This is a genomic window from Mesorhizobium sp. RCAM 05104 (assembly GCF_059683645.1).
Genome location: NZ_CM185033.1, coordinates 4,153,693 through 4,173,981, shown reverse-complemented (window position 1 = coordinate 4,173,981; position 20,289 = coordinate 4,153,693). Strand labels below are relative to the sequence as shown.

20 protein-coding genes are annotated in these 20,289 nt (G+C 63.3%); 9 read left to right on the top strand and 11 right to left on the bottom strand.

The features are described 5' to 3' along the window. Positions 1 to 16 precede the first annotated feature (16 nt). From AC56QP_RS20415 to AC56QP_RS20400, 4 genes are all read left to right on the top strand, one after another. Entirely contained in the window at positions 17 to 1,072 is a 1,056-nt protein-coding gene (locus AC56QP_RS20415; protein WP_497103654.1) for an ABC transporter permease, read from the top strand. 157 nt (positions 1,073 to 1,229) lie between these two features. Next, entirely contained in the window at positions 1,230 to 1,427 is a 198-nt protein-coding gene (locus tag AC56QP_RS20410; protein ID WP_489858323.1) for a hypothetical protein, read from the top strand. 288 nt (positions 1,428 to 1,715) lie between these two features. Then, positions 1,716 to 2,048 (top strand): hypothetical protein, encoded by a 333-nt coding sequence (locus AC56QP_RS20405; RefSeq protein WP_489858324.1) that lies wholly within the window; start codon positions 1,716 to 1,718, stop codon positions 2,046 to 2,048. A gap of 18 nt (positions 2,049 to 2,066) precedes the next feature. Further along, positions 2,067 to 2,552 (top strand): hypothetical protein, encoded by a 486-nt coding sequence (locus tag AC56QP_RS20400; RefSeq protein WP_489858325.1) that lies wholly within the window; start codon positions 2,067 to 2,069, stop codon positions 2,550 to 2,552. Between the two features lie 128 nt (positions 2,553 to 2,680). Here the strand turns inward: AC56QP_RS20400 and AC56QP_RS20395 are convergent, their stop codons facing one another. The 5 genes from AC56QP_RS20395 to recQ all read right to left on the bottom strand — a co-directional run bounded on the left by AC56QP_RS20395 (position 2,681) and on the right by recQ (position 7,843). Next, a complete protein-coding gene (locus AC56QP_RS20395; RefSeq protein ID WP_489858326.1) occupies positions 2,681 to 3,328 on the bottom strand; it encodes a response regulator in 648 nt (215 codons plus the stop codon). Further along, on the bottom strand, positions 3,325 to 4,716 hold the full coding sequence (locus tag AC56QP_RS20390) for a sensor histidine kinase (protein WP_489858327.1): 1,392 nt from the start codon (positions 4,714 to 4,716) through the stop codon (positions 3,325 to 3,327). Before AC56QP_RS20390 ends, AC56QP_RS20395 begins: the two co-directional genes overlap by 4 nt. Before the next feature lie 284 nt (positions 4,717 to 5,000). After that, complete coding sequence (locus tag AC56QP_RS20385) at positions 5,001 to 5,474, bottom strand: hypothetical protein (protein WP_489858328.1); 474 nt, start codon at positions 5,472 to 5,474, stop codon at positions 5,001 to 5,003. Positions 5,475 to 5,481: 7 nt separating this feature from the next. Beyond that, a complete protein-coding gene (locus tag AC56QP_RS20380; RefSeq protein ID WP_489858329.1) occupies positions 5,482 to 5,742 on the bottom strand; it encodes a hypothetical protein in 261 nt (86 codons plus the stop codon). 256 nt (positions 5,743 to 5,998) lie between these two features. After that, the gene (gene recQ / locus AC56QP_RS20375; RefSeq protein WP_489858330.1) at positions 5,999 to 7,843 is read right to left on the bottom strand and encodes a DNA helicase RecQ; all 1,845 of its coding nucleotides are present in this window, start codon (positions 7,841 to 7,843) and stop codon (positions 5,999 to 6,001) included. 267 nt (positions 7,844 to 8,110) lie between these two features. Here recQ and AC56QP_RS20370 point away from each other — a divergent pair, with 267 nt between their 5' ends. Further along, positions 8,111 to 9,532: a coniferyl aldehyde dehydrogenase gene (locus AC56QP_RS20370; protein WP_489858331.1), complete on the top strand. Its 1,422-nt coding sequence runs from the start codon at positions 8,111 to 8,113 to the stop codon at positions 9,530 to 9,532. Between the two features lie 170 nt (positions 9,533 to 9,702). Then, positions 9,703 to 10,719 (top strand): glycosyltransferase family 9 protein, encoded by a 1,017-nt coding sequence (locus tag AC56QP_RS20365; RefSeq protein WP_489858332.1) that lies wholly within the window; start codon positions 9,703 to 9,705, stop codon positions 10,717 to 10,719. A 233-nt stretch (positions 10,720 to 10,952) separates the two neighbouring features. On the opposite strand, the gene AC56QP_RS20360 is transcribed toward AC56QP_RS20365, so the two are convergent. Further along, positions 10,953 to 12,173: an AraC family transcriptional regulator gene (locus tag AC56QP_RS20360; RefSeq protein WP_497100394.1), complete on the bottom strand. Its 1,221-nt coding sequence runs from the start codon at positions 12,171 to 12,173 to the stop codon at positions 10,953 to 10,955. Between AC56QP_RS20360 and AC56QP_RS20355 the strand changes: the two genes are divergently transcribed. After that, positions 12,152 to 12,604, top strand: coding sequence for a cupin domain-containing protein (locus tag AC56QP_RS20355; RefSeq protein WP_497100395.1), 453 nt, complete (start codon positions 12,152 to 12,154; stop codon positions 12,602 to 12,604). The two genes, AC56QP_RS20360 and AC56QP_RS20355, sit on opposite strands and share 22 nt — an antisense overlap. Positions 12,605 to 12,693: 89 nt before the next feature. After that, entirely contained in the window at positions 12,694 to 13,461 is a 768-nt protein-coding gene (locus tag AC56QP_RS20350) for an outer membrane protein (RefSeq protein ID WP_497100396.1), read from the top strand. Between the two features lie 215 nt (positions 13,462 to 13,676). On the opposite strand, the gene AC56QP_RS20345 is transcribed toward AC56QP_RS20350, so the two are convergent. Together AC56QP_RS20345 and uxaC are read right to left on the bottom strand one after the other, a co-directional pair. Further along, positions 13,677 to 14,015, bottom strand: a complete 339-nt coding sequence (locus AC56QP_RS20345; protein ID WP_489858337.1) for a cupin domain-containing protein — start codon at positions 14,013 to 14,015, stop codon at positions 13,677 to 13,679. A gap of 47 nt (positions 14,016 to 14,062) precedes the next feature. Then, on the bottom strand, positions 14,063 to 15,472 hold the full coding sequence (uxaC, locus tag AC56QP_RS20340) for a glucuronate isomerase (RefSeq protein ID WP_489858338.1): 1,410 nt from the start codon (positions 15,470 to 15,472) through the stop codon (positions 14,063 to 14,065). A gap of 177 nt (positions 15,473 to 15,649) precedes the next feature. Between uxaC and AC56QP_RS20335 the strand changes: the two genes are divergently transcribed. Continuing rightward, complete coding sequence (locus tag AC56QP_RS20335; RefSeq protein ID WP_489858339.1) at positions 15,650 to 17,137, top strand: mannitol dehydrogenase family protein; 1,488 nt, start codon at positions 15,650 to 15,652, stop codon at positions 17,135 to 17,137. 52 nt (positions 17,138 to 17,189) lie between these two features. Here AC56QP_RS20335 and AC56QP_RS20330 read toward each other — a convergent pair whose 3' ends face one another. From AC56QP_RS20330 to AC56QP_RS20320, 3 genes are all read right to left on the bottom strand, one after another. Continuing rightward, a complete protein-coding gene (locus AC56QP_RS20330) occupies positions 17,190 to 17,597 on the bottom strand; it encodes a F0F1 ATP synthase subunit epsilon (protein WP_489858340.1) in 408 nt (135 codons plus the stop codon). Between the two features lie 112 nt (positions 17,598 to 17,709). Continuing rightward, entirely contained in the window at positions 17,710 to 19,320 is a 1,611-nt protein-coding gene (gene atpD, locus AC56QP_RS20325) for a F0F1 ATP synthase subunit beta (RefSeq protein WP_489858341.1), read from the bottom strand. Between the two features lie 70 nt (positions 19,321 to 19,390). Further along, positions 19,391 to 20,275, bottom strand: a complete 885-nt coding sequence (locus tag AC56QP_RS20320) for a F0F1 ATP synthase subunit gamma (protein WP_489858342.1) — start codon at positions 20,273 to 20,275, stop codon at positions 19,391 to 19,393. Positions 20,276 to 20,289: the final 14 nt, after the last annotated feature.

Genomic DNA, 20,289 nt, shown 5'->3' with positions numbered 1-20,289 from the left:
TGCAAAGGACCTGACGATGATCCTCTTTATCATCTGGTCGTTTGGCTTCAGCATCTACATGCAGTCGACCGGCGCTGGAGAGACTGTCAACAACGCCGCCATCGGCATTGTCGACGAGGACCAATCGCGGCTCTCTCGCTCGATCGCCGGGTTGTTCTATCCGCCGTACTTCCAGACCGTCAAAACCATCAGTGCCGCCGACATCGACCGGGCGATGGACGAGGGGCTCTACACCTTCATCGTCGTCATCCCCCCGGGGTTCGAGAAAGACACGAGAAAGGGACGCGACACCGAAATCCAGGTGAATGTGGACGCCACGGCCTCGCAACAGGCTTCGCTCGGTGCCGGCTATATCCAGAACATGGTGACGAATGAGGTCGACCGCTACCGGAAGGATTTCGAAACGACAACGGGGCGCTCCTCCGACCTCGCCATCCGTCGCGCCTTCAATCCTGACGGAACCCAATCTTGGTTCAAGTCGATTGTAAGCCTGGGAGATGAGCTATCGATGCTGGTCATCATCCTGACCGGAGCGGCGCTGTTGCGCGAGCGCGAGCACGGCACCATCGAGCATCTCCTGGTGATGCCCCTCACGGCATTTGAGATCGCGCTGGCCAAGGTCTGGGCGAACGGCCTCGTGATCATCGTCGCATTCGCCTGCTCATTGCTGCTGGTCGTGGAGGGAGCGCTCGACGTTCCAATCGCTGGCTCGCGCGGGTTGCTGATGCTTGGCACGACCATCTACGTATTTGCCGCCGCTGCCATCGGCATCTTTCTCGGTACGCTGGCGCGCACCATGGCTCAGTTCGCGCTGCTGATGATGATGGTCGTCATGCCGATGATGATGTTGTCGGGGGGCATGTCACCGGTCGCGAGCCAACCTCAATGGCTTCAGTACGTAACCTGGTTTCTGCCTTCCCGACATTACGTCAGCTTCATGCAGGCGATCGTCTCCCGGGGGGCGGATTTCACAATTGTATGGAAGGAGTTCGCGACCGTGCTGATAATGGGGATAACGTTTCTCGGAGCGAGCCTGCTCCTTTTCAGGCGCTCCATTGCGACGACACAGTAGGATCTTCGCCCGTGAGCATTACCGCCAGTCATTCGCCACGCGACCGCTCGTTTTTCCTCACACCGGGCCGCTGCCATCATAGGCGCTTGATCCAGGGCAAGGTCCGGCGGGCAGAACCCGATATGCTGGCAGCGTTCAACCATTGGATTCCATCACTATGAGTTGGCTCATTCGCATTCTCCTGGCTGGCGCCGGTGTCGTGGCCGGTTGGTTCATGCCGCGCGATCAGATCGGCTACACGATCATGCAGTTCGTGGTTTTCCTCCTGCTGATCTTGGCGGCCTCGGTTGTAGTCCTGTATTTCCCCAAGCTCCGCGGCATCTTCACTAGACCTCCAACCAAGAAGCCCGACTGATGCCAGCCGGCCGATGCGGCTTGCATGAAAGGCGTCGAGCCTGGTGGCTGGACTCGGATTGACTGAGGGCTGCCCGACGCCGAGCTGACCTGCCCACCCGCGGAGCCGGCTAGGACGGCGGACTTAAGTCGGATGCCGGTGGCGAAAAAGTCCTATCAGGCAAGGCATGGGTCTTGGGCCGCTTTCGTCGGGCTCCGTTCCGGCGGATGCTCCTCCTGTCAACAACGCCGGTTCGGGTCCGTTTTTTTCAAGCAGGACCTGCCACAGACCGGCATAAGGAGGATCAAGATGCGCAAACTACCCCTAACCCGACTGTGCTGGCTCGCCCTGCGGGCTTCCGCGGCGCTCGCGCTGACCATCGCGCCCTACCATCTCACCTTTGACGGCGCCGGTGTCGCGAAGGTAGTCTCCGCCAGCGCCTACGCCGAGAGTGAAGGTGGTGGTGGCGAAGGTGGAGGTGGTGGCGGCGGCGATGGTGGCCACTCCGGCGAAGGCCATGATGGCGGCGACGACGGCGAAGGCCATGATGGCGCCGATGACGGGGCAGGCCACGACGCTGGCGACGACAATGGTACCGATGCCAGCGACGACGGCATCCCACCGCCGGTGACCACGCCCTAGCATGGCTGGACTGTAGACATGAGAGCGCCGTCGTTGACCCGAATTTGCTGGTTCGTTCTGCGGGCCTCGACGGCGCTCGTTCTTACAGTCGCACCCTATCACTTGACGTTTGACGGCACCGCCAGGATCGTTCCTGCCGATGTCCGCGCCGAGGATGATGGCGGCGAGAGTGAAGGTGGCAGCGGTAGCGGCAGTGGTGGTAGCGGCGGCAACAGCGGTAGCGGCGGCGGCAACAGCGGCAGCGGCAGCGGCAACAGCGGCAGCGGGGGTAGCGGTAGCAACAGTGGTAGCAGCGGCAGCGGTACAGGTCCCAGCAACAGCCACGTCAATCCCGAGACGGGCGACAAGGTCAGTATTCACGGCAGCATCATCCAGGTTGTCCACCCCGATGGCCTCCGGGAAAAGATCGAAAACGGCCGCTTCGTGATGAAGGATGCGCTTGGCCGCACAATCGTCGAGCGCGCGGCGACTGCCGCCGATTTGGCCCGCCTGAAACGGTTGTGAGGCCCAACGGTTGTGAGAGAGCGGGGGAGTTTAGTAAGGCAACACTCGCTTCTCACCTCACCCTCGCCTTCGGGCGGGGGTGAGTTTTTTGCGTCGATACGGATGCCGGCCAGGGATCAGCCTCGCCCTCAGCCGGTGCGGTCCTTCGCCTCGTGCATCAGCAGCGCGGCCTCGGTGCGGTTGCGCACATTGAGCTTCGACAGGACCCGCGTCATGTGATGCTTGACGGTCTTTTCCTGCAGCGCAAGCCGCCCGGCAACCTCCTTGTTGCTCAAGCCCTCCGCCACCAGCCGCAGGATCTCGGCCTCGCGGTCGGTGAGCAGGCACAGCGGATCCACCCTGCGGGTGGCTGGCTGCAGCAGGTCCGACAGCAGTCTCGCCGACAGCGTTGGCGAGACATAGCTTTCGCCGGCAGACACGTCACGCAGGATTTCGGCCAGCATCTTGGAGCCGACGCCTTTCAGCACATAGCCGCGCACCCCGGCATTGAGCGCCTGGGCAACGTCAGTGTTGGTCTCCGATACCGTCAGCATGACGATTTTCTGGCCGGAATGCCGGGCCAGGATGCTTGCCGCGGCGGCAAGTCCGCCGCCCGGCATGCTGATGTCCAGCAGCAGTATGTCGGGGTGCTTGGCCTCGACCAGACGCTCGGCGTCCTCGGCGTTCGCGCCTTCGCCAACCACTTCGAAGCCGCCGATCTCGGCAAGGCTGCGCGCAACACCCTCGCGAAACAGGGGGTGATCGTCGACAATGGCAATGTGGATGATACCAGTCACGGCTGCTCCTCGACGGACAATGTGATCAACAGGCGCGTGCCTTTCGGGCCGGACGCGGTTTCGAAACGGCCGCCGATGCTCTCTATCCGCTCCCTTAGGCCGGCGAGGCCCAGGCCCTCGCTTCTTGCCGGATCGAACCCGGGGCCACCGTCCGACACTGTAACGAAAAGCTTGCCGGCTTTCGTCCCCGCCTTGACCGCCTGGTCCTTGCCTTGCCCATGGCGCCAGGCGTTGTTCAAACCTTCCTGGACGAAACGATAGATGCTGATCTTCTCGGAAGCGCCAGGTTCCGGCAATTGTGCGGGCAGCGCCAGCGAGACAGAACTCGCCGTGCGCCTTTCGTGCTCGGCCACCGCCAGCCGCAGGATGTCGGCCACCGCGGCCGTTTCGATCTGTGGCAACACCAGCCCGTTGCAGATGCCGCGGATCTCGCGCATCGCCTCACCGAGCGTCTTGTGGATGCCGGCCACCTCGGCTTGGCGCTGTTCGGCCGAGGCGTCGGGGTCCAGTAGCAGCGGGCTGTCCATCCGGAGCGCGGCCAGCGCAACCAACTGGGCCGGCCCGTCATGGAGGTCGGCGCCGATGCGCCTGAGATATCGCTCGTTGATGGCGGTGGCGCGGCGCGAGGCACGCTGGACGCGCTGGCGCAGCGTCGAGTTCTGCGACAGCAGCGCCTGCAATTCTGCAACCTTTGCCTCAAGCGCGGTTCGCTGCGTCTCGATGGTGCGGCTGCCGCGAAAGACGATGCCCGAAAGAAGTGCGAGCGCCGCCGCCGTGGCGCCAGCCACCACCAGCCAGCTCGACCACAAGGCGGCGTTCAGCGTCAACTGGAAATCCTCGGCCACTTCGTAGAATTCGGAGACGGCGACGACATCGCCAGACCAGGGTTCGCGCACCGGATTGTAGATTTCCAGCAGCGGCACGCCGATGCCCTTTTCCCTTCTGCTTTCGGCGTCGTCGAGTTTGTTGAACTCGGCCACGACATTACCGTTGAAAGCGTGATCGAGGTTGGCGTTCGGCTCGAAAACCTTGCCGATCAACGTCTTGTCCTTGGCGTAGAGAACCGTGCCGTCGCGCCGCCACAGCTTGAACGAGGCCAGCCGCTTGCCGAGCGCGCCCTGGTCGAGCGTTTCGTCAAGCGCCTGTTTGACGCTGTCGCTGAGCTCGCGGCTCTTGCGCATGTCCGGCAGCAGCGGCGCGATCACGCTGTCGACATAGAGCGCCGTGGTGGCGGCGGAGTTGCGGATGACGCCTTGCCGTATCTGCGAGGTCACCCACAGTCCGACCACCAGCATCACCGCCAGCAGCCCGACGCCGCCGGCGACAAGGAACTGCAAGGCCAGCGAAAGCCTGTTCCAGCGCCGTATGAAGTCCTCAACCAATCGCACGATCCATCCTGACGGCGGCGATCATAGAGATTATGCAACGCGTGCGACATTGGGCTTCAGTCTTGCCTTGCGCAGGACTTTAGCCCGGCTCTGGCGGTCAGGCGATCGAGCGGGGAAGTCGAGGCCTGTCATGGCGTGGAAATGATTATGGAGAATCTGCGGCGCAACCATGGCTCGGCTGACAGCCATCGATGGTCAATCCGGAATGCCGGGGGCAATCGAGCCGGTTGACGACAAGATTGGTTTCCGGGCGATCCAATTCGAGCGCCGGGTCGTCCTGACGATCAGAAGCGTGGCCTTTTGTCGGAGACGACGACGAGCCTTCCTCCGGCATTTTGGCACCGTTTGCAGACCAACTTCGATGCCAGTCGCCTTTCGGTGATGAAATCGTAGTGCGTGCCGTAGATCTCGATCAGACCATCGAGCTCAAGCGCGCGGAGATGACCGCAACGGGGATTGCCGCAATATACGCTGAGGCCCATCCCCTGGTCGCGAAGCTCGCCAAGCTTTTTGGGCTGGGCGATCGGCAGAACAATAGCTGCCGGCGCCGCCGAATTTGCCACCGCCACAAGGACAGGCCTTCGAATCTCCGCCCGGTCAATGGCGCTTATCGCCTGGACGGCTTTGTCTTCGGCGACGCCAATGAGTGAGTCTATACCCTCCATTGATTTGGTATGGCCGCTGATGAACAAGGCCCTGCGCAGCACGTGCAGCGCATCTCTCGTCTCACAGAGTGTCGTGCGCAGTGTGAGGGGCATTTTGCCCTCAACTCTTCATGTTGCTGTCGGGAAGAAAATCCGCGTCGACCGCCGCCACAAGGAACGCTCGGCGGGCATCCCCAGTGCCGTAACAGCCAACGCTTCCCTCGACCGAGGCAGCCAGCGCAGCCAAAAACGTCGGGCCGCCGGACGGCCCGTCGTTCGCCAGGGCTCCAGCCAATTGGGGAAGCGTCCCCAGGACCGAAATCACGCCGTCGTGGCTCTTGGTGGGATTCACAGAAAATATAGAGGTCAAGCTATTTGTCATTGCACAGCTCTCGTTAGGCATGAGAATGATAATCGCCCTCGACCATCAGCGATCGCTAAATTGCTGATGACAAATCTATTTGTGCACTTAAACAAAGTGCCGTCTATTAACTATGACATACCAGGCGCACAAAACAGTCTTTTAATTTCGAATCTCAATTTACATGAACACATGGCAAAAATAAGTGTAGGCGCCACCTGACCGACAGGCGCCTCTAACGAGACCAGCGTTTTCGCCACCGCTGCGCGGTCGCCTTTCAGACCGATCCGTCGGACTGGTGCGCGGCGATTGCACTCAGGAAAACCTGGCCGAACTCCTTGAGCTTGGCGGCGCCGACGCCATTCACTTCGGCGAAGGCGTCGAGATCGCGCGGACAGCGCTCGGCCATGTCGATCAAGGTTCGATCGGAGAACACCACATAGGCCGGCACCTGGCGTTCCTTGGCGAGACGCAGGCGCAACGCCTTGAGCGTGGTCAGCAGCGAAGCATCCAGGCCTTCGGCATCCGCGGCGGAACCCTGTGCGGAACGCATCTTGCCGCGCAAGGCTCGGCTGCGCACCTCGACGCGATAGTGGAACGGGACCTCGCCACGGCCGAGCGCATGGCCGCCGTCTGAGATGGCGAGGCCGCCATGGCCGGCCGGATCCGGTGCCAGGAACCCGCCCGCGACCAGTTGCCGGATCAGCGACAGCCAGAAATCCTTCTTGTGCGCCACACCGCTTCCGAAGCTGGCCAGCCTCTGATGGCTCCTGGCCAGCACCTTCTCGGTCTCATGGCCGAGCAGGATGTCGATGACATGGCCCGCACCGAAACGTTCGCCGCTCTGCGCGATCGCCGCCAGGATGATCCGCGCCTCCGGTCCGCCATCGGCGCGCGGCACCTGGTCGAGGCAGTTGTCGCAATTGCCGCAAGGCTGCGCTTCCTCGCCGAAATAGCCAAGCAGCACCTGGCGGCGGCATTGCGCCGTCTCGCAATAGCCGATCAGCGTGTCGAGCCGTCTATGCGAGCGCCTTTTGTGCTCCACCGACGCCTCCTCGTCGTCGATGAACAGCCGCCGCATGCGGATATCGCCAAGACCGAACAGCATATGCGCCTCGGCCTCCCGCCCGTCGCGGCCGGCGCGGCCGATTTCCTGATAGTAGGCTTCGAGGCTGCCCGGCATATCGGTGTGGAAGACAAAGGCGACATCAGGCTTGTCGATGCCCATGCCGAAGGCGATGGTCGCCACCATGACGACGCCGGACAAGGTCATGAAAGCGTTTTGATTCGCGTCACGCGCGTCCTTGCTCATGCCGGCATGATAGGCGAGCGCGGTGACGCCGTTCTTCTCGAGGAACGCCGCCGTTTCCTCTGTCTTCTTGCGCGACAGGCAATAGACGATGCCGCTGCGGCCGGCGTGCCTTCCGACGAAGTTCAGCAACTGCCGCTTGCCGTCCTGCTTGGCCTCGATGGCAAGCTTGATGTTCGGCCGGTCGAAGCCCAGCACCAGGGTTTCGACGCGCTCGGCGAACAGCCGTGCCTCGATGTCGGTGCGCGTGCTTTCGTCCGCTGTCGCCGTCAGCGCGATGATCGGCACCTCAGGAAAAATGTCGCGCAGCCGCGACAGGTCTTCATATTCGCGCCGGAACGCCGGGCCCCATTGCGAGATGCAATGCGCCTCGTCGACGGCGATCAGGCGGACGTCGAGCCTGGCGAGCGCCTCCAGCATCCGCTCGGTCATCAGCCGCTCCGGCGCGAGATAGAGCAGGCGCGTCTGGCCCGAAGCCACGCGGCGCCAGGCGGCGATATTGGCATCGCGGTCGATTGAGGAATTGATCGTATCGGCCGCCACCCCGGCGAGGCGCAGCGCGGCAACCTGGTCCTGCATCAGCGCCACCAGCGGCGAAACGACGATGGTGAGCCCGCCCAGAACCAGCGCCGGAACCTGGTAGCAGAGCGATTTGCCCGCACCCGTCGGCATCACCGCCAGCACATGACGCCCGGCCAGCAGCGCGTCCATGACGTCGGCCTGGCCAGGACGAAAATCATCGAAGCCGAACACATCCTTCAGGACGCGCAGCTTGGGATCCTCGGCCGGAACGCTCATCGCGGATGCCTGCATCAGGCGGATACCGGGCTGGAAGCAATTTTTCGGAGGTTGGAGAGGATGTGAAAACCGATCAAGATACTCTCCGCGTGGCGCCTTGCAGTAGCGCAGCCGTCATCGAACCACAACAAGAACAAGCCTAGGCAGGGATCACCAGACCGCGAGAAGTGCTGAGGATTGGCCTGCTCGGCGAGCCTCGCCTTCCCTTGCGACACCTGCATCCCGCTGGATTCCTTCACGCGTCGCGATGTAAGCTTGACCCGACAATACAGGGAGAAGGCAATGCTGCAGACCAGACAGGATGCTCTCGGCGAGCGGTTCCAGTTGCAGCGCGCGGCCTTCGAGGCGCAGCCCTTTCCGGACCTTGGCGTCCGCAAGGACCGTCTGCAACGCCTGCTGGCGCTTACCGAGCGGCATGAGGCTGACATCTGCGCGGCGATCGACGCCGATTTTGGCGGCCGGTCAGCGCACGAGACGCGCCTGGCGGAACTGTTTGTCGTGCGTGCCGGCATCCGCCACGCGCTTTCCCATCTGAAGGGCTGGATGCGGGAGCGTCGCGTCGCCACCACCATGCCGTTCCTGCCGGGCAGAAATCGCCTCTTCCCGCAGCCGCTCGGTGTCGTCGGGGTCGTATCACCCTGGAACTATCCCTTCCAGCTCGCTGTCGCGCCGGTCACCGCGGCCCTCGCCGCCGGCAATCGCGTGCTCGTCAAGCCGTCCGAACTGACGCCGGCTTTTTCCGCGCTGCTGGCACGACTGGCCGGCGAGCATTTCGCGCCGGATGAGCTCAGCGTCATCGCCGGCGACGCCGAGGTGGGAAAGGCCTTCGTGTCGATGCCGTTCGATCACTTGCTGTTCACCGGTTCGACCGCGGTCGGCCGCCAGGTCGCGATCGCCGCGGCCGCCAACCTGACCCCGGTCACGCTCGAACTCGGCGGCAAGTCGCCAGCAATCCTCGATCCCTCCTGCGATCTCGATGCGGCGGCATCCAGCATTGCCTACGGCAAGCTGTTGAATGCCGGGCAGACCTGCATCGCGCCGGACTATCTGCTGGTACCGCAGGGACAGGCAGGCACCGTCGCCGCGAAGCTCGCAACCGCAATAGCGCGGCTCTACCCGACCTTGCGCGACAACCCGGACTATACCGCCATCGTCAGCGACCGGCACTACCAGCGTCTGCGCGGCATGATTGCCGAGGCGCGTGATGCCGGCACCGATGTCATCGAGGTCAATCCGGCCCGTGAAGAGTTCGGCTCCACGAGCCGGAAGTTGCCGCCGACCCTGGTCAAAAACCCCGGCTCAAACCTGCGGCTGATGCGCGAGGAGATTTTCGGCCCGGTGCTGCCGATCGTCGAATACACCACCCTCGACGACGCAATCGACCACGTGAACCGCGCGGACCGGCCGCTGGCGCTCTACTGGTTCGGGCGCGACAGTGCCAACCGCCAGCGCATCCTGCGCGAGACCGTCGCCGGCGGCGTCACCATCAACGACTGCATGCTGCATCTTGTGCAGGAGAACCAGCCCTTCGGCGGTGTTGGCGCCAGCGGCATGGGTGCCTATCACGGCGAATGGGGTTTTCGCACCTTCAGCAAGGAGAAGCCGGTTTTCCTGCAGTCCCGGCTGAGCGCCGGAGGGCTTCTGCGTCCGCCTTACGGCAAGACGTTCGAGCGGATTTTCAACCTGCTCCGGCAGATCACCTGACCGAAGCCTCTCCGTCGGAAAAACCTGGCCGGGGCGCAGGCGCGGCAGATCGTCTTTGACTTGCCAGGAGGGCTTCAATATCAGGCTTTGACGATCGGAACAGACGCCTTCGATCGGGCCCATCCATTTTCACGCCTTCGTCGAGCGACCTACGGATTCCGCACCCGGCCATGGATTCGACCGCCCCTCTGCTGATCTTCTACGCCCGCAACGACGCGCTTGGCGACGGATTGCTGCGGATACCGGCATTGCGCGCGGCGAGAACAGCCTTCCCGCACAGCCAGATCGTTTATGGCAGCATACGCAGATCCTCGCTCACGGGCGTGTTGCGCAGGCATGCCGCTGCCCTCGTCGATGACTTCAGGACGATTGTGCCGCTTTCCGCCATTCTGGCCGAGTTCGCGACGCCTGGCAGGCCAACGACGGTCGTCGACTTCCGCACCGGCGTGCCCAGCCTGATGGCGACCAGACTGCGGCTTGTCGGCCGCGGCGTGCGCTACGAGCCCAATTTTGCCGGTTATCTTCTATCGCTGCGTTGGCGTACCAGATGGACTTTGCGTCCCGAACACAATGCCTGGCGCTACCATCGGCTGATCGAACGCCTGGCCGGCCGGCACCTGCCATTCGACCACAGGCTCGATGTCCCGCAAGCTGCCCGCGCCATGGCGCATCAGCTTCGCGGCGCGGACGACCGTCCGCTCATCCTTCTTGGCGGCAACGCCAAGAGCAACAAGTTCATGAGCGAGGCCCAGATATCAGCCATATCAGGCAATCTCATCGATGCCGGCTATCAGGTGATCTATCTGGTGACCCCCGGCAACGGACCGACGTGGCAGGCCCTTGCCGCCAAGGAACCTCGTTTAGCCGTGGTCGGTCCGGATCTTGGGCTCGATACCGAGGCGTTCGGCGATCTGCTGCTCGCGCTCGGCGAGATGGCGGCCGCCTATGTCGGCATGGAAGGCGGTCTTGGGCACCTGTTCGCCGCGGTCATGACCCCGGCGGTGATCGTCAACAACGGCGCCAACATGGAGCGTTGGCGGCCGCTATCGAATATGGTCGAAGTGGTGACGGCGCCGAGGCGTGGCGGATCGGCTGATATCGCCAACACGCCGGTCGAGGCCATTCTCGAAGCCACCCATCGCTTGCTGGCCACCAGCCGTCGCGACCACCCGGCACCGGCGCGTTAAGCTTATATTCACCATGATCCGGCAGGTTTCCAATCCTGCGGTTATGTCTTGAGTACCGCGGCGCCACGGGCGCCCAGGCAACTGCCCGCGCCTCTCCGGAGGCGCGGGTTTTGTCATTTCCGAACGGCCACGAATCTGCGGACGCCCGCTTCCAGTGCCTGACACCGTGCACCAGACCGGACGGAACGATGAAGCCACCGCCGGTCTCGAGGATTTCTGTCCGGCCGTCTATGTCACCTCGAAGCGGCCCAGGGTGAGGCAGTTCCTATGGCAAGATCCGCGGGGGAGCCGGTCCGTTCTCGCCATTTTCCCGGCGTGATCCCGGTGACGCGTTTGAAGGCGCGACTGAACGCAGCCTCGGATTGATACCCCACACCGGCAGCGATACTTGCGAGACTTTCGTGACCGAAACGCAGACGCTCGCCAGCCAGCTGGATCCTCCAGCTCGTCACGTATTCGATCGGCGGGCGGCCGAGCAGCGCATTGAACCGCCCCGCGACGATCGTTCGCGATGAGCCAACCTGGTCGGCAATCTGACCGACGGTCCAGTGGCGCGCTGGGTCGGCGTGCAGAAGCTGCAGCGTCCTTCCGACAATCGGATCGTTCAGCGCCGCGAACCAACCCTTTGAGCCGGGTGGAAGCCGGGCAACATGACGCCTCAGCAGTTCGACGAACAGAAGCTCCATGAGCCGTCCAAGCATCGCCTGCGAACCCGGCGCCGCCGCCTCGACATGCAGATCGATTTCGCGCACGGTTGAGGCGATCAGGGCGCCAACCTTGTCGTCCGACATTTTCTCGACGATGAGCGCCGGAAGCGTGCGGAACACCGGCGCGAACAGGAATTCCGAAGACTCGAGGAAGCCGCAGACCATGCGCAGTTCGTCACCGCCGCCGCCATAGTTGACAGTCCACATCCCCTCGATCCGACCAGGCTGAACGATTTGTCCGGCTTCGGCCATCACCAGCGGTTCGCCCTTCCAGATCTTGTGATGACCGGCGAATGGCAGGAACAGCAGATCGCCAGCATTGACTTCTCGCCGCTCGCCGTTTGCGGCCTCGAAAGTGCAGTTGCCCGTCACGACAAAATGGAAAATGCTGATGTGGCGCAGGTGCGCCATGGGGGCGGACGGGTCATAATATTTCGGAGCCACGACGCCGAACGGCGCGCTGAAGCAGGCATTCAGAAACACGGAGCCGGTCAGTCTTACGGCTTTCAGCATTTCCGACAACAGGTCCGGCCCGGCAGGAGGCCCGTGATCCGGTGTTCCTGCATGTAAATCCGATGTTGCAATCATTGTTGAACCTCGAGTCAGGCGTCTACATCTCCAAACGCTGAAGCTCAACCGATTAGTCCCCATCCGATGGACTGACCTTGTCATCCGTCGAGCCCAGCAAAACGCGACTTTTCTGCGAACCGAATGGAGATACCGGGATGTTGAAACTTGCCTGCACACTTGCACTTCTGCTCGTTGGAACAGCGCCCTTGCTTGCTGATGACATGCCAATGAATGCCGACAGCATCAAATGGGGACCCGCTCCTGCTGTCCTTCCAGCAGGCGCACAGTTCGCGGTTGTTGCGGGCGATCCGTCAAAGGACGGGATCTATGTGTTGCGGCTGAAGATGCCCGCAGGCTACAAAATTCCCGCCCACAACCACCCCACCTCGGAATATGTGACGGTGATTTCCGGCAACTTTCACATCGGAATGGGCGACAAGCTCGACGAGGCGAAGGGTATCGAACTGACGGCCGGCGGCTTCGGCGTTGCCCCGACGGGAATGAATCACTTCGCGTGGACGACAAGCGACACGATTGTCCAGGTCCACGGCGAAGGCCCCTTCGCGATCACCTACGTCAACCCGTCGGACGATCCGAGCAAGAAGTGACAATTCACTGGTCATAAGACGCCCCATCGGACGATACCAGTCGCGCATCGACGTGCGCCAAGCTGGCGTGAATAGCGAAGTTCAATGCATTGCCGAAGCGCGGCAATAGTAGCTCGTTGCTGGGCAGCATCGTGTGCCCACTGGCTGTTTCTGCGCCACGCAACGTTTCCAATTTTCAGGGAGTTACGATGAAGAAAACGATTTTGATCACAGCTGCAATGATTTTCATGACGAGCTCCGCCTTCGCGGCCGACGCCGTCATCGATGGCGAGTCAGCGCCGGTTGAAGCGGGCTTTACCTGGTCTGGCCTCTATGCCGGCATTCACTTCGGTTACGCCGCCGGAAAATCCGATCTTTTCATCGGTGGCGTTGGCACCTCCATCGATCCGGACGGTTTTATTGGCGGCATCCATATCGGCGTCAATCAGGAAATGGCGAACCGCTTCGTGCTTGGTGTCGAGGCTGACGTCACGGACAATAATGTGGACGGGCTGACGACCCTCGACAATGTGTTGCTCAAGAACGAACTCAAATGGTCGGGTTCGGCGCGGCTGCGGGCCGGCTACGCTTTCGATCGGACTTTGCCTTACATCACTGCCGGTGTGGCCGCGGCCAAATATGAGTTGACTGCATCCAACCTCGGCTTCGGTGAAATACCCCTCCACGACGAAACCCATATTGGCTGGACGGTTGGGGTTGGCGTCGAGCATGCCTTCACAGACAAATGGATCGCTCGGGTCGAATATCGTTATTCCGACTTCGGCAGCAAGGACCTCTCGGCAGCGACTGGATTGGTCAAGGCGGACGTTGATCTCCAGACGCACGATATCCGGGCCGGCCTCAGCTACAAGTTCTGATCCACATCCTTCCCACCAATGCCGAGCCCGCGCCGCCTGCTTTCGCCATGATGCGGCAGGTTCGTGTCCCTGCGGCGATGTTTGAAGTATCGCGGCGCAAAAGCTGCGCAGGCAGCAGCCCGCGCCTCTCCGGAGGTGCGGGTTTTTTCGTTTGCGGGATGTGCTGGACCAAAGCGGCGTGTGGGCACCTCCCGGCGCGCATGGATTCCGCGCGATCAGGCGAGGAAATCGGCCCGGTGCGGCGTGAAACTGTCGACCAGCCGCCCTGCCTCCAGTGCCTTGACGCCGTGCACCAGACCGGACGGGACGATGAAGCTGCCGCCGGCTTCCAAAATCTCGGTCCGGCCGTCGACGGTCACCTCGAAGCGGCCTTCGGCGACATAGCTTGCCTGGACATGCGGGTGCGAATGCAGGGCGCCGACGCCACCCTTGTCGAAGCCGAACTCGACCATCATCAGTTCATCGGTGTGCAAGAGAACACGTCGGCGATTGCCGTCCGGCGTCGCCGTCCAGGCACCCTCGCCAGCATGCGCGAAAATCCTTGGTAGCGTCATCGTCCCCTCCTCATCGCGCCAGGCAGCCGAGCCCGCGACATCACATTTCAGAGCCGATAGGCTTTCTTGGCGAGCGTATAGGCCAGTTCCCGCGCCAGCTCATGCGCCTCGTCTTCGCGCAGCCTGTGCTCGGCGACGAGTTTGGCCAGGAAAGCGCAGTCGACCCGGCGCGCCACGTCGTGGCGGGCCGGAATCGACGGAAAGGCACGGGTGTCGTCGTTGAAGCCGACGGTATTGTAGAAGCCGGCCGTTTCGGTGGTCATCTCACGAAACCGGCGCATGCCTTCCGGGCTGTCGTGGAACCACCACGCCGGGCCGAGCCTCAGCGCCGGGTAGACGCCGGCCAGCGGCGCCAGTTCGCGTGCATAGCTGCTCTCGTCGAGCGTGAACAGGATGATCGTCAGCTCGCGCTCCAGCCCGACGCAGTCGAGCAGCGGCTTGAGCGCCGAGACATAGTCCGTCCTGGTCGGAATATCGAAACCCTTGTCCCGGCCGAATGTCTCGAAGACGGCGCGCGAGTGGTTGCGCTGGGAACCGGGATGGATCTGCAGGACCAGCCCGTCATCCCGGCTCATCTTGGCCATCTCGGTCAGCATCTGGGCGCGAAACAGCCGCTTCTCGCGCTCGTCGTCCGAACCATGACGAACCCGATTGAACAGCTCTTCGGCCGCCGCATCCGAAAGATTGGCGGTCTCGGCCGTCGGATGACCGTGATCGGACGATGTCGCACCAAAGCTTTTGAAGAAGGCGCGCCGCTGGCGATGCGCGTCGAGATAGCCGGCCCAGCGGCCCGTGTCGCAGCCGGTGATCTCGCCGAGCCGGTCGAGATTGGCTGAAAACCCTTCGAAGTCGGGATCGACGACGGCATCCGGCCGGTAGGCGGTGACGACCCGGCCCTGCCAGCCGCTGTCGCGGATTATCTGGTGCCATTTGAGATCGTCGAGCGCGCCTTCCGTCGTCGCGATCACCTCGATGTTGAAGCGCTCGAACAAAGCGCGCGGGCGGAAATTCTCCCACTGCAGCAGCGTCGCGATGGCGTCGTAGTGGCGGTCGGCCGTCGCCGCGTTCAACGGCTCCTCGATGTTGAACAGATGCGCCAGCACATGGTCGAACCAAAGTCTGGTCGGCGTGCCGCGGAAGAGGAAATAGTTTTCGGCAAAGCGCCGCCAGATCGCCCGGCCGTCGGTCTCCACCGGTGCGCCGTCCAGCGTCGCCACGCCGAGATCCTCGAGGCGCACGCCCTGGCTGAACAGCATGCGGAAGATGTAGTGATCCGGCACGATGAGCAGTTGCGCCGGATCGGGAAACGGCTCGTTGAGCGCATACCAGCGCGGATCGGTGTGGCCGTGCGGGCTGACGATCGGCAGATCCTTGACCCCGGCGTAGAGGTCGCGGGCAAGCGAGCGCGAATGCGCCTCGGATGGAAACAGCAGGTCCGGATCGGTCAGCGCGACCATGGGAAAAGCGGCTCCTTCCAGATCGGGTATCGGTACGTTCGGCCAGAGGCGATGTCAACGTAGCCTCCGAAACAGGCATCCTTGCGGCAGGCCGAAACAGGTGTTACGCCGCTTTCATCCGCCGCGCCGGGATATCTCCATGCCACGCTGCCCAAACCCCCTAGCTCCCGCAATGCGATGACCAGAAGCCATCTGTCCGACACCACGCTGCAACAGTTGCCCAGGGGGGTCGCAATTCCGGGATACGACCGTAGCAAGGTCATCCCCGGTATCGTGCATCTCGGCGTCGGCGCCTTCCACCGCGCCCATCAGGCGGCCTATGTCGACGACTGCTTGGCGGCGGGGGACATGGATTGGGGCATCGTCGGCGTTTCGCTGCGCAGCGCCGATACGCGCGACGCGCTGTCGCCGCAGGACGGGCTCTACACGCTGGCAATCAGGAGCAGCGGCGAGGAGAACCTCCGCGTCATCGGTTCCATCGGCTCGATGCAGGTGGCGCCGGAAGACCCGGGCGCGGTGCTCGCCGCGCTGACCGATCCGCGCACCCGCATCGTGACGCTGACGATCACCGAAAAGGCCTATCTGAGGGCGGCGGGCGGCGGACTGGACACCGCTCATCCCGATATCGTCCATGATCTGGCTAATCCGCAAATGCCGAAGACCGCGCATGGTTTTCTCGCCGAGGCGCTTGCCCGGCGGCGCGACGCCGGCACGCCGCCCTTCACCGTGCTTTGCTGCGACAACCTGCCGGCCAACGGTGCCACGCTGCACCGGCTGCTGACCGAATTCGCCGAATTGCGTGAACTCGGCGCGAAGGACGATGCCAGGCTCGCCAATCACATCGCCGACCAGGTCGCGTTTCCGTCGAGCATGGTCGACCGCATCGTGCCGGCGACCACCGACGCCGACCGGGCAAGGATCGCGATCGAACTCGGTGTCGAGGACGCCTGGCCGGTGATGACCGAACCGTTCTGCCAGTGGGTGGTCGAGGACCGGTTCCCGGCGGGACGACCGGCCTGGGAACGATTCGGCGTCACCATGGTCGAAGACGTCAGGCCGTTCGAGGACATGAAGCTCAGGCTGCTCAACGGCGCGCATTCGGGGATCGCCTATCTCGGCCTGCTCAGCGGCCACGCCACCGTCGACCGCGCCTTCGCCGATCCCGCGATACGGGCCTTTGTCGATGCGCTATGGGCCGAGGCGATCCCGACGCTGCCGGAGGGCGCCGGGCTCGATACATCAGCCTATACGGCCGAGCTTGCCGAGCGTTTTTCCAACACCGCGCTCGCCCACCGCACCGCGCAGATCGCCAATGACGGCAGCCAGAAACTGCCGCAGCGCATCGTCGCGTCGGCCATCGAGCGCCTCCACGCAAGTGCCGCGCCAAGACATCTTATGCTGGTGGTGGCCGCCTGGATCGCGGCCTGCGAAGCGCGTGGCAAAGCCTTGCCCGAGGCGCACTTCACCGATCCGCTCGACGTGCCGATGACAGCAATCTGTGGCAGCCGCCTGTCGGCCGCCGAAACTGTCGCCGCGGTGTTCGATCTGGCCGGCTTTGCCAAGGGGGAGCCAGGGCGCGAAAGATTGATGAAGCTCACAGCCAACCATCTCGAACAGTTGCGCCGTGGCGGACCGGCGGCTGCTTTCGCTGCATTGGGCAGCTAAACAAAAAAGCGGGGCAAGCCCCGCTTTTTTCAATCCACGATCGTGATCCGGCTCAGGCCGGCATGATGGCGCCTTCCAGCGTCGTGAGCTGGCTGAGGAACTGCTCCGCCTTGCTGCGGGTCTGGTCGTCCTTGGCGTCGGCGGCGTCTTCCTTGGCTTCCTGGATGCGACGCGCGAGATCGGCACGATCGACATCCTTCACCGCGACAGCCGATTCCGCCAGCAGCGTGCAGCCGGCCGGGACGATGTCGGCGAAACCGCCGAACACGACATAGCGCTCTTCGCCACCCGACGCGGTCTTCACCGTGACGACACCCGGCTTGATGGTGGTCATGACCGGCGCGTGATGCGCCATCACGGTCATCTCGCCTTCGGCGCCCGGAATGACGACGGACTCGACCTGCTCGGAAACCAGCAGGCGCTCCGGCGAAACCAGTTCGAATTTGAAAGCTTCAGCCATGATCAATTTAGTGAGTAGGGAATAGGAACTAGGCAGTAGTAAGTGGTCCTGACCGGCCCACATCACGCAGCTGCTATTCCTACCCGCTACTGACTACTCCCTATTCCCTGAATTAAGCCGCTTCAGCCGCCAGGCGCTGTGCCTTCTCGACTGCTTCCTCGATGCCGCCGACCATGTAGAAGGCAGCTTCCGGAAGGTGGTCGTAGTCACCGTTGCAGAGGCCCTTGAAGCCCTTGATGGTGTCGGCGAGGTCGACCAGCTTGCCCGGCGCGCCGGTGAACACTTCGGCGACGAAGAAGGGCTGCGACAGGAAGCGCTCGATCTTGCGGGCGCGGGCCACCGTCTGCTTGTCCTCTTCCGACAACTCGTCCATGCCCAGGATGGCGATGATGTCCTGCAGCGACTTGTAGCGCTGGAGGATCGACTGCACCTGGCGCGCGACGCCATAGTGCTCGTCGCCGACGACCAGCGGGTCGAGCATGCGCGAGGTCGAATCCAGCGGATCGACAGCCGGGTAGATACCCTTCTCGGCGATGGCGCGGTTCAGCGTCGTCGTCGCGTCAAGGTGGGCGAACGAGGTCGCCGGCGCCGGATCGGTCAAGTCGTCGGCCGGCACGTAGATGGCCTGCACCGAGGTGATCGAACCCTTGGTGGTGGTGGTGATGCGTTCCTGCAGCGCGCCCATGTCGGTGGCGAGCGTCGGCTGATAGCCCACGGCCGACGGGATACGGCCGAGCAGAGCCGACACTTCCGAACCCGCCTGCGTGAAGCGGAAGATGTTGTCGACGAAGAACAGCACGTCCTGGCCCTGGTCGCGGAAATATTCCGCAACCGTCAGGCCGGTTAGGCCGACGCGGGCGCGCGCGCCCGGCGGCTCGTTCATCTGGCCATAGACGAGTGCCGCCTTGGAGCCTTCGCCGCCGCCCTTCTTGTTGACGCCGGATTCGATGAACTCGTGATAGAGATCGTTGCCTTCGCGGGTGCGCTCGCCAACGCCGGCGAACACCGAGTAGCCGCCATGCGCCTTGGCGATGTTGTTGATCAGTTCCTGGATCAGCACGGTCTTGCCGACGCCGGCGCCGCCGAACAGGCCGATCTTGCCGCCCTTGGCGTAGGGCGCCAGCAGGTCGAGCACCTTGATGCCGGTGATCAGGATCTGGGCTTCCGTCGACTGCTCGACATAGCTCGGAGCCGGCTGATGGATGGAGCGCATTTCGATCGCGTCGACCGGGCCTTCTTCGTCGACCGGCTCGCCGATGACGTTGATGATGCGGCCGAGCATGCCCGGGCCGACCGGAACGGTGATCGGCGCGCCGGTGTCGCGCACTTCCTGGCCGCGCACCAGACCTTCGGTAGAGTCCATGGCGATGCAGCGCACGGTGTTTTCACCCAGATGCTGGGCAACTTCGAGCACCAGGCGGTTGCCGACATTGGTGGTCTCAAGCGCGTTCAGGATCGCCGGCAGGTGATCGCCGAACTGCACGTCGACGACGGCGCCGATGACCTGGCGAACCTTGCCGACGACGCCGGTCGCCTTGGGGGCCACTGCCGATGTCCTGGCCGCGGCGGCCTTTGCGGGTGCTGCCGCCGTCTTTGCCGGAGATACCTTGGCCGGGGCCGCCTTGGCTGCCGCTGCCGGAGCCTTTGCCGCCTTCGCGGGGGCTACGGTCTTCGCGGCTGCGGCCTTGGGGGCCGCCGTCTTCGGGGTCGCTGCTTTCGCCATCGTCTTTACCCTTTTTCGTCCTTTGTTTCTCACGCGGTCCGGTCGCGGGCCGATGACCCGCGAACCGCGCCTAGAGCGCCTCGGCGCCCGAAATGATTTCGATCAGTTCCTTGGTGATCTGCGCCTGCCGCTGACGGTTGTAGGTGATCGACAGCTTGTTGATCATCTCGCCGGCGTTGCGCGTGGCATTGTCCATGGCGCTCATCTTGGCGCCCATTTCGCCGGCCGCGTTTTCGAGCAGCGCCCGGAAAACCTGCACCGAGATGTTGCGCGGAATGAGGTCGGAGAGGATTTCGCCCGGTTCCGGTTCGTATTCGTAGACGGCGTTGCCGCCGTCCACCGCCTCTGCGGGAGCGGAGGCGAGACCGGCCGGAATGATCTGCTGCGTGGTCGGGATCTGGCTGATCACCGACTTGAACTGCGAATAGAACAGCGTGCAGATGTCGAAGCCGCCCTCGTTGAAGAGGTGGATGACCTTCTTGGCGATGGCGTCGGCATTGACGAAGCCGAGTGTCTTGACTTCGCGCAGGTCGACGCGGTCGAGGATCATCGATGCATAGTCGCGGCGCAGGATATCGAAGCCCTTCTTGCCGACGCAGATGATCTTGACCTGCTTGCCGTCGGCCAGCAGCTTGCGGATATGGTCGCGGGCAAGGCGCGCGATCTGCGAATTGAAGCCGCCGCACAGGCCGCGCTCGGCGGTGCAGACGACGAGCAGGTGCACGTCGTCCTTGCCGGTGCCGGTCATCAGCGCCGGGGCATCGCCGCCGCCGCCGATAGCCTGGGTGATGTTGGCCAGCACCGAACCCATGCGCTCCGAATAGGGGCGCGCCGCTTCCGCGGCCTCTTGCGCACGGCGCAGCTTCGCCGCGGCGACCATCTGCATCGCCTTGGTGATCTTCTGCGTCGCCTTGACCGAGGCGATACGGTTACGAAGGTCTTTTAGTGAAGGCATGCTTCAAACCTGAT